Annotated in this window: 7 protein-coding genes; all 7 read right to left on the bottom strand. The window is 67.3% G+C overall.

Translation table 11 applies throughout. From position 1 onward, the window contains the following. Window positions 1–1,546, bottom strand: a 1,546-nt coding sequence (locus tag AE618_RS11565) for a HAMP domain-containing protein (RefSeq protein WP_054209221.1), incomplete at its 3' end; no start/stop codon positions are given. A gap of 153 nt (window positions 1,547–1,699) precedes the next feature. After that, complete coding sequence (gene truB, locus AE618_RS11560) at window positions 1,700–2,674, bottom strand: tRNA pseudouridine(55) synthase TruB (RefSeq protein ID WP_054209220.1); 975 nt, start codon at window positions 2,672–2,674, stop codon at window positions 1,700–1,702. Continuing rightward, window positions 2,667–3,116, bottom strand: a complete 450-nt coding sequence (gene rbfA / locus AE618_RS11555) for a 30S ribosome-binding factor RbfA (protein ID WP_054209219.1) — start codon at window positions 3,114–3,116, stop codon at window positions 2,667–2,669. The genes truB and rbfA overlap by 8 nt, the downstream gene beginning before the upstream one ends. Window positions 3,117–3,269: 153 nt before the next feature. Further along, a complete protein-coding gene (infB, locus tag AE618_RS11550; protein ID WP_054209218.1) occupies window positions 3,270–6,122 on the bottom strand; it encodes a translation initiation factor IF-2 in 2,853 nt (950 codons plus the stop codon). Window positions 6,123–6,190: 68 nt separating this feature from the next. After that, complete coding sequence (locus AE618_RS11545; RefSeq protein ID WP_054209217.1) at window positions 6,191–6,922, bottom strand: RNA-binding protein; 732 nt, start codon at window positions 6,920–6,922, stop codon at window positions 6,191–6,193. Between the two features lie 14 nt (window positions 6,923–6,936). Beyond that, the gene (gene nusA / locus AE618_RS11540; protein ID WP_054209216.1) at window positions 6,937–8,535 is read right to left on the bottom strand and encodes a transcription termination factor NusA; all 1,599 of its coding nucleotides are present in this window, start codon (window positions 8,533–8,535) and stop codon (window positions 6,937–6,939) included. 5 nt (window positions 8,536–8,540) lie between these two features. Then, window positions 8,541–9,251: a ribosome maturation factor RimP gene (gene rimP / locus AE618_RS11535; protein ID WP_054209215.1), complete on the bottom strand. Its 711-nt coding sequence runs from the start codon at window positions 9,249–9,251 to the stop codon at window positions 8,541–8,543. Window positions 9,252–9,578 lie beyond the last annotated feature (327 nt).

The following is a 9,578-nucleotide window of genomic DNA, read 5'->3' as shown; positions in this document are numbered from 1 at the left end:
AGGTCACCTGGATCGTGCGCACCGTCGCGGACAGACGATCGACCGTATCGTTGATCGCCCCCTTCAACTCCGCGAACTTGCCGCGATAGGCGGCATCCACCCGCACCGTCAGGTCGCCCTCGGCCACGGCCGACAGCGCCCGGGCGAACTCGCTCGTCGCCGAATCCACCACCGCGTTGATCTCGTTGATGCCGGAGACCAGCTTCTGCATCTGCTCGTCGGCCTGGTCGATCTGGAGCCGCGCCGAGAAATCGCCGGCCGCAGCCGCGGCGACGACCTCGCCGACATCCGACACCACCGCCTCCATCGACTGGGCGCGCGCGAGACGGGCGGCCGCAGCCGCGTGCTCCTGCTCTTCCAGCGCGCGAACACGCTGGATGTTGGCCTGGAAATCGCCCAGCGCGTGACTGATCGCGTCGATCTCGACCATGCCGACCTTGGCCGGAACCCTCGCATCCTCGGCACCCGACAGCATCAGCCCGACGGATTCGGCGAGCTTGCCGAGCGGACGCACCACGCCGCTGTTGAACAGGAACACGACGCCGATAACGGCAGCCGTGACGGCGAGGATCGCGAGGAGCGAGAGTGCGAGCTGCCAGCGGGCCGCGGTCAGGTCGGCGTTGATCTGGGTCTTGGCTTGTTCGAACGCCGCATCGCGCATCTGCAGGATCGTCGCGAGCGACTTTTGGGTCCAGGGGCGCCAGTCGCTAAGGCTCATCGGGGGAGGCAGGCCGTCGCGAGCCGCAGCGTACATGGAGCCGTAGGTCTTGTTTTCCTCGTCCTTGAAGCCCGTCTTCGCTGTCGCGAGCCCGGCCTCGAGCTGCGGCGTGGTGACCATCTGGTGCAGTGCCTGGTCGATCAGCAACCAGAGCTGCTCGACACGCCCGCTCAAGCGATCGACGTCGGACAAGGCGAACGGTGTCAGCTTGTTTCCTGAGCCGGTATACTGCGTCAGATATACGGAACGGTTGCCGGCGGTTTCGCGCATCGTGGTTGCGAATTCGCCGAGCGAGACCGTGTTGCGGACTGCGGGGTTCAGCTCGCCGATGCGCGCGCCGATGGCGCGCTGCAGCTGGGATTGCTGGTTAAGCACCTCGACCGCTGTGGCGCTGAAAGCCTGCGCTGCCTTGGGATCGCGCTGCCCATGCGGCTTGGCGCCTTCCGCGGAGGCCAGCTTCCGCGCATCCGTCAGGCGCTGGGCGAGTTGATTCACCGGACCCGCCAGTTCGGGGCGCTTGGCGAATGACGTCGAACCGAAGCTTTCCTGCATCTGCGCAACGCGGGTGTCGGTTTCACGCGCGGACTGGAGGGCTACGGCGGCGATCTTCCCCTCGGGATCTGGGGACAGGATCACCTGTGTGAAGTTGCCGCGCTCGATGGCGGCGCGCTCGATCACGCGGCTGACCGCTTCCGAGGCGGCAACCAGACTATGCGTCTCCTGCGCCGTCGAGAGCGAGTTCATCTGTTGATAGGCGACAAAGCCGCTCGCCAGGATGGCGGCGCCGCCGGCAGCCATGGTGCAGATCAGAAAATGGGTCACGCGCATGGCGTTCAATCCCTCGCGGCAGCCGCCTATGAACCCGGCATGCGGCCATGCCGCGGGTGCGCGACGGGCCATGACTATGCTGGGCGCTGTCGGAGAGACTTAAGCGAGTCGCCGTTAACGCGACGTTTCGAACTGCCGTCGCGGCTTTTGAAATCAGAGGTTGAAGACCCTGTGTGGGACGAACTCGCCTTGCGCGATCGTTCCGGTGGCGATGAGGACGCCGCCCGAGGTCGCATAGACGGCTTGGCTTTCGACCGGCGCGTCCCGCCCGCGCAAAAGCACGCTCTGTCCGCGCTTCAGCCGCAGCGCGGCGTCGCGATGAACCGGGATTTCCGGAATCAGCGTCAGCGCTGCCTTGACCGGCAGAAGCGCGACCGCCGCGCTCTCGGCGCTTTCGCGCAGCGTCTCGACGCTGGCTGCATCGGTGATGTCGAAGGGGCCGACCCGGGTACGCCTGAGATGGGCCACATGGCCGAGGCAACCCAGCGCGATGCCGAGATCGCGCGCAATCGCCCTGACATAGGTCCCCTTGCCGCATTCGGCCTCGAAGGTCGTGGTGGCGCCGTCATGGGAGACGATGCGCAGCGCGTCGATCTCGACCGGCCGGGCTTCCAGCACGACCTCCTCGCCTTCTCGCGCCAGATCATAGGCACGCTCGCCGGCGATCTTGATGGCCGAGAATTGCGGCGGCACCTGGCTGATCGTGCCGGTGAAGCGCGGCAGCAGTGCGGTGATGGCGGCCTCGTCGGGGCGCGCGTCGGAGGTCGCGATGACCTTGCCCTCGGTGTCGTCGGTGTTGGTCTGCGAGCCCCAGGCGACCGTGAACTGATAGGCCTTGCGCCCGTCCATGACGAAGGGAACGGTCTTTGTGGCCTCGCCGAGAGCGATCGGCAGGAGGCCGGAGGCAAGGGGATCGAGCGTGCCGGCATGGCCGGCCTTCTTGGCGGAAAAGGCGCGCTTGACCACGGCAACCGCATGGGTCGAGGTCATGCCGACGGGCTTGTCGAGGACGACCCAGCCATGCACATCGCGCTTCTTGGGGCGCGGCGCGAAGCTGCGTCCCTCGTTCTGCTCGACAATGACGGCGTCTGGGGAGGGGGCGTTCTGGGAGGCAGCGACGTCACTCATCGTCGAGCTCCTTGCTCTCGGCCGCGGGTGCGTCCTGGTCGATCCGCAGCGGCTGCTTCAGGATGTCCTGGCGCACCTTGTCGGAATACAGGATGGCATCGACGCGCTCGGCCTCGGCGAAGCTCTCATCCTGGAGAAAGCGGATATCGGGCGCGAATTTCAGGTTCACGCGATGGGCGATCTCGCCGCGAATGTATTTCTTGTGCGTGTTCAGCGCCTTCAGCACGGGAGCGACATCGCCGCCGCCGAGCGGCATGATGAAGCAGGTCGCGAGCTTCAGATCGGTTGAGAGACGCACCTCCGGCACGGTGACGACATGCTTGGCCAGAACCTCGTCATGGATGTCGCCGCGCGACAGCAACTCCGCCAGCGCGTGCCGGATGACTTCGCCGATGCGCAGCTGCCGCTGGTTCGGACCGGATGATTTGGATGGTTTTGCCATGATTCTCGTTCTCCGGGATCGGACCGGATCAAACGTCATGGTCGGGCCTGACCCGACCATCTCTCAGAAGACAAGGCGCTGGACGCGCTCTTCTCGTCACGAGATGGCCGGGTCGAGCCCGGCCATGACGTGCTGTTCCAGGAAGCGAACGCCTTACAGCGTGCGCTTGATCTCCTCGACGCGGTAGCACTCGATGACGTCGCCGGCGCGCATATCCTGGTAATTCTCGAAGGACATGCCGCACTCCTGGCCCGCCACGACTTCCTTGGCGTCGTCCTTGAAGCGCTTGAGCTGGGCGAGCTTGCCCTCGTGAACCACGACGTTGTCGCGGATCAGGCGGACATTGGCGCCGCGCTCGATCGTGCCGTCGGTGACGCGGCAACCGGCGATCTTGCCGACCTTCGACACTGCGAAGATCTCGAGGATCTGCGCATTGCCGAGCATGGTTTCGCGCAGCGTCGGGGCCAGCAGGCCCGACATCGCCGCCTTCACGTCATCCACGAGGTTGTAGATGATGTTATAGTAGCGGATTTCGACGCCGGCCCGTTCGGCCGCCTCGCGCGCTTCCTTGTGGGCACGCACGTTGAAGCCGATCACGGCCGCGCCCGAAGCCTGGGCCAGCGTGATGTCGGATTCGGTGATGCCGCCGACGCCCGACTGAAGGACGCGAGCGCGCACCTCGTCGTTGCCGACTTTTTCAAGCGTTCCCACAATGGCCTCGACGGACCCCTGCACGTCGCCCTTGATGACGAGCGGGAATTCCTTGCGGCCAGCGCCTTCCTTGAGGTCGCGCATCATGTCGGCGAGCGAACGGCCCGCCGTCGATCCGCCGCCGCGGGCGGCGATCCGGTCGCGCTTCTGGCGCTCGCGGTAATCGGTGATCTCGCGGGCGCGGGCCTCGGACTCGACCACCGCGACGCGGTCGCCGGCCTCGGGCGTGCCGTTGAAGCCGAGCACCTCGACGGGAAGCGACGGAGGCGCTTCCTTGATATGGGCGCCGGTGTCGCCGATCAGGGCACGCACGCGGCCCCATTCGGAGCCCGCCACGACGATGTCGCCGGTGCGCAGCGTGCCGCGCTGGACGAGAACCGTCGCGACCGGGCCACGGCCACGGTCGAGCTTGGCCTCGATCACGGTGCCTTCGGCCGGACGATCCGGATTGGCCTTCAGGTCGAGCAGTTCGGCCTGCAGTGCGATCGCCTCGAGCAGCTTGTCGAGATTCTTGCCGGTCTTGGCCGAGACCTCGATTTCCAGCGTCTCGCCGCCCAGCGACTCGACCTGGATCTCGTATTGCAGCAGTTCGGCGCGAACCCGCTCGGGGCTGGCGTCGGTCTTGTCGATCTTGTTGATCGCCACGATCAGCGGAACGCCGGCCGCCTTGGCGTGGTTAATGGCCTCGATCGTCTGCGGCATGACGCCGTCATCGGCCGCGACGACCAGCACGACCACGTCCGTCACCTTTGCGCCACGAGCGCGCATCGCGGTGAAGGCGGCGTGGCCGGGCGTGTCGATGAAGGTCACCTTGGCACCCGACGGCGTCATCACCTGATAGGCGCCGATATGCTGGGTGATGCCGCCGGCCTCGCCGGTGACGACATGGGTCTGGCGGATCGCGTCGAGCAGCGAGGTCTTGCCGTGGTCGACATGGCCCATGATGGTGACGACGGCCGGACGCGTGACCTGGCTGTCGTCGGTGTCGGGCGTGTCGAACAGGCCGCCCTCGACGTCGGAATCGGCGACGCGCTTGACCGTGTGGCCCATTTCCTCGGCCACGAGCTGTGCGGTGTCGGCGTCGATCACATCGGTGATCTTGTGCATCGCGCCCTGCTTCATCAGCAGGCGGATGACGTCGACGCCCCGCTCGGTCATGCGGTTGGCGAGTTCCTGGATGGTGATCGTCTCGGGGATAATCACCTCGCGCATCACGCGCTCCTTGGCGACGTCCGAGGCGCGGTGCCCGGTCATGCGCTGGACGCGGCGGCGGAAGGCTGCGACCGAACGCGTGCGCTCGTCATCACCGCCGGTGGCGGTCGAGAGCGTCAGGCGGCCGCGAACCTTTTCGCCGACTTTGGGTGTCTTAGGCGCGGGCACGGGTGCGCCACGCGGCGGACCGCCGGCAAAGCCGCCGGGGCGGCGGAAGGCCGGACGCGCCTCGCCATCGTCGGGGCGGCTGCGCGGCGTCGCCGTCGAGGGCGCCTGACGGGTCGGACGGGTGATGGCGGGCTCGGCCGGAGCAGTCGTATCGACCGGGCGCGGCGGACGCGGCGTCTCGAGGCGCGGCGGACGTGAATCGAGCCGCGGCGGGCGGGCACCGATATCGCGCATCGGCGTGCGCGGCGCGAAATCGGGACGCGGACCTGACGGCGCCGGGCGCGGAGCCTGGGCAAATGTGGGGGCCGGAGCCGGCGAGGCGCCGCTTTCGGGCTGCGGCTGCGGAGCCGGCGTGGACTCGCGCGGCGGCTGCGGCGGGCGCGGAGCCTGCGGCTCGTCCATGCGCTGGCGGGCGGCGCTTTCGGCACGACGCTTGCGATCGTCCTCCTGGCGGCGCCGCTCTTCTTCCTCGCGCTGGCGGGCGAGAGCGGATTCACGCTCCTGCCGCTCGCGTTCGGCAGCAAGGGCACGCGCACGTGCTTCATCCTCGGCGATCCGGCGGGCTTCCGCCTCGCGGCCCCGCGAATCCGAAAGGGCGCGCTGGCGCGCATCCTTCTCGTCCTCGGAAAGGGTCCGCAGGAGCATGCCCGAAGACGGCCGCGACGGTGGCGTCGGAGTGGGCGGCACCGGGCGGGGCGCGGCCTGCTGGACCTGCGGCTGCGGCGCGCGCGCGACAGGCTGCTCCTTGACCTCGGAGCCGGCGACGCGCCGCTTGACCTCGACGACCACCTGCTTGGAGCGCCCATGCGAGAAGCTCTGCCGGACAGTGCTCTGTTCGACAGGACGCTTCAACGTCAGGGTCTTCGGAGGGGCGACGGTCAAGGTCTTGTCGCCCGGGGTCTTGGTATCGCTCATTCTGTGCTCGGTCCAGCCGGTTCGGTCATTCGTTGGTCTACGGAAGCTTGGTCTATGGAATCTTGGGTCTACGGGATCGTCGTATCGGAATCTGGGTCTACGGAGTCGGTGACAGCCGCTTCATCCGGCTCCACTGCACCGGCATCGTCCGTCCGGTAGCGGACGAGTCGACGCCAGCGGGAGAGGAAACCCTCGGCCGCCGGTCCCGGAGCAAGCGCCGCATGTATCACATGTGCCTTGCCTAACGCCAATTCCAAATCTTCGCCCGCGAAAATTGCCACCACCGGCACCTTTCGCGGCTTCAGGCCGGCCTCTTCGCGGGCGAATTCCGCTCTGCGCAGCGCCTGACCGATCTTCCGGTGGCCATCTTCGGCACCATCGCTGGCCGCGATCACAGCAGCGCAGCGGCCGGAGCCGATCATCGCCTCGACCTTGGCGAAACCGGCCTGGACCAGCCCCGCCTTGTTGGCCATCGACAGCGCCTGCTGGGCGTCTTTCAGCATCAGGCCGTCGATCATCGCAGCCAAATCCGGCGACACGAAGACCTTCGTCTTGAGCGAGCGCTCGAACGCCCGCCGCTTGATCGCCTCGGTGACCGTGGCCGCGCTGAGACTGGCCCAGACGCCGCGCCCGGGCAGCTTGCGCCGCAGGTCGGGCACCAGGCTGCCGTCGGGTCCGACGACGAAGCGGATCAGGTCGTCGGGGGACTTGACCGTCCTCGTAACGACGCAGCTCCGTTCCGGTCCGTCCTTGCGATCCAGGCGCGTTTCGCGCTCACCGCGCGGCGCGGCCGATTTCATCGCCGGTGCCCGGTTCAGGCCTCCGCCGTCTCGTCGGCGGCAGGCTCTGCCTCTGTCTGTTCGGCGGGCGCCTCGATCCAGCCGGCATGGACGCGCGCGGCCATGATCATCGCCTCCGCATCCTGGCGCGACAGATCGAACCCGTCGAGATAGCCGGCATGGCGGGTGGTCTCGCCATCCTTGCGTTCGGTCCAGCCGACAAGATCGTCGGTGGCGCAGCCGGCCAAGTCCTCGACGCTCTTCACGTCGTTCTCGCCCAGCGACACCATCATCGATGTGGTGACGCCGGGAACCTCGCGCAAGCCGTCCTCAACCCCGAGCGCGCGGCGCTTCTCGTCGAACTCGGCCTCGACGGCGGCGAGATAGTCCTGAGCCCGCGACTGGATCTCGGCGCCGGTGTCCTCGTCGAAGCCCTCGATCGAGGCGAGCTCGGAGGGATCGACATAGGCAACCTCCTCGACGGTCCGGAAGCCTTCCGAGGCGAGCAGCTGGCCGACCGTCTCGTCGACGTTCAGCGCGTTCATGAAGATCTCGGTGCGGTTCAGGAATTCCTTCTGGCGCCGCTCCGATTCCTCGGCCTCGGTCAGGATGTCGATGTCCCAGCCGGTGAGCTGCGAAGCCAGGCGCACATTCTGGCCGCGGCGGCCGATGGCGAGCGAGAGCTGCTCGTCGGGCACGACGACCTCGATCTTGTCGGCCTCCTCGTCGAGCACCACCTTGGCGACTTCCGCCGGCTGCAGCGCGTTGACGACGAAGGTCGCGATGTCGGGCGACCACGGGATGATGTCGATCTTCTCGCCCTGCAGCTCGCCGACGACGGCCTGCACGCGCGAACCCCTCATGCCGACGCAGGCGCCGACCGGGTCGATCGAGGAATCGCGGCTGATCACGGCGATCTTCGCGCGCGAGCCCGGATCACGGGCGACCGCCTTGACCTCGACGATGCCGTCATAGATCTCGGGCACTTCCTGGCCGAACAGCTTGGCCATGAACTGCGGATGCGTGCGCGACAGGAAGATCTGCGGGCCGCGCGGCTCGCGGCGCACATCGTAGAGATAGGCGCGGGCGCGGTCGCCGACCTTGAAGGTCTCGCGCGGAATCATCTCGTCGCGACGGATGATCGCCTCGCCACGGCCGAGATCGACGAAGACATTGCCGTATTCGACGCGCTTGACGGCGCCGTTGACGATCTCGCCGATGCGATCCTTGTACTCGTCATACTGACGGTCGCGCTCGGCCTCGCGCACCTTCTGCACGATGACCTGCTTGGCCGACTGGGCGGCGATGCGGCCGAAATCGAAAGGCGGCAGCGGATCGGCGATGACGTCGCCGACCTGCGCGGCCGGGTTGTGGCGCTTGGCCTCGTCGACGGTGATCTCGATGGCGCCGTTCTCGACGAGGTCCACCACCTGGAGATGGCGGGCCAGCCGCAGCTCGCCGGTCTTGGTGTTGATCTCGGCATGGACATCCGTCTCGGCGCCGTAGCGCGAGCGGGCCGCCTTGGCGATCGCATCCTGCATCGCGTCGACGACGATCTGCCGGTCGATCGATTTCTCGCGGGCGACCGCGTCGGCGATCTGCAGCAGTTCGAGCCTGTTGGCGCTGACGACCATGACGCTCACTCCTCTTCGGGGGTTGTATCGTGCGGAGCCGGTCCGCTTTTCGTCTTTTTCGGAGCCGGGGTTTTATCCGGACGCGGCCCCAGCGATTTCTTGCGGCCCTTGGGTGGGGCCGCGATCTCGTCTGCCGTCGGCATTTCCGGCGGCAGCCCGGCCTTGCCGCGCCGCAGCGATTCGGTCACGAGCGCATCTGTCAGAACGAGGCGGGCATCGGCGATGAGGTTCATCGGGATGGCGACGTCGCGCTCTTCCTCTGACTTCGCATCGTCGCGCGCGAGCAGGGCGTTGCCGCCCTCGACCCCGCGCAGGATGCCGCGGAAACGCTTGCGTCCGAGCACGACGGTCTCGGTATCGATCTTGGCGAGGTGCCCGGCCCAGCGCTCGAAATCGCCGGCCCGCACCAGCGGCCGGTCGATTCCCGGGGACGAAACCTCGAGATGGTAGGCGACCTGGATCGGATCGTCGACGTCGAGCGCCGGCGAAACGGCCTGGCTGACCGCTTCGCAGCCCTCGACATTCATCGTGCCGTCCGGCTTCTCGGCCATGATCTGCACCGTGCAGCCGTTCTGGCCGGTGACGCGCACGCGTACCAGCCGATAGCCGAGATCGACGATGGCGGGTTCGATGATGGCGGCCACGCGTGCCGCGACGCCGCTCTCGACGACGATGCGCCGGTCATTGTCCTCGTTCGTCGCTGTCGGCTCGTTCATGCCTGCGTGCCTGCCTGTAAGCCGGATACCGTCCAGCTCCGACCGAAAAATCGGCGCATGGTGCGCCTGGGCAGGCCGCTGGAGGGCAGCCGCGCGTCGGCGTCATGCGCCAGCCCGGCTGGGCCGCGGCCAACAAAAAAGAGCGGGCCTTCCGGCCCGCTCTTGATCATCGGCTGATACCGAAACCAGAGCTGTTGGGCTGCTATTTAGTCTGCATCAGCCCCGCATGCAAGCGCTCTCGCCCGATGCGGATGATGGCGTAGGTCTTCGGTTGCGCTAACCCGCTGGTCATCCTTCTGCGCCATGGTGCGGTGCTGCGCGTTGTTT

Source organism: Allobosea vaviloviae (assembly GCF_001298265.1).
Lineage (GTDB): Bacteria > Pseudomonadota > Alphaproteobacteria > Rhizobiales > Beijerinckiaceae > Allobosea > Allobosea vaviloviae_B.
The sequence above is the reverse complement of the archived record's forward strand: the minus strand, read 5'-3'. Positions and strand labels throughout refer to the sequence as shown.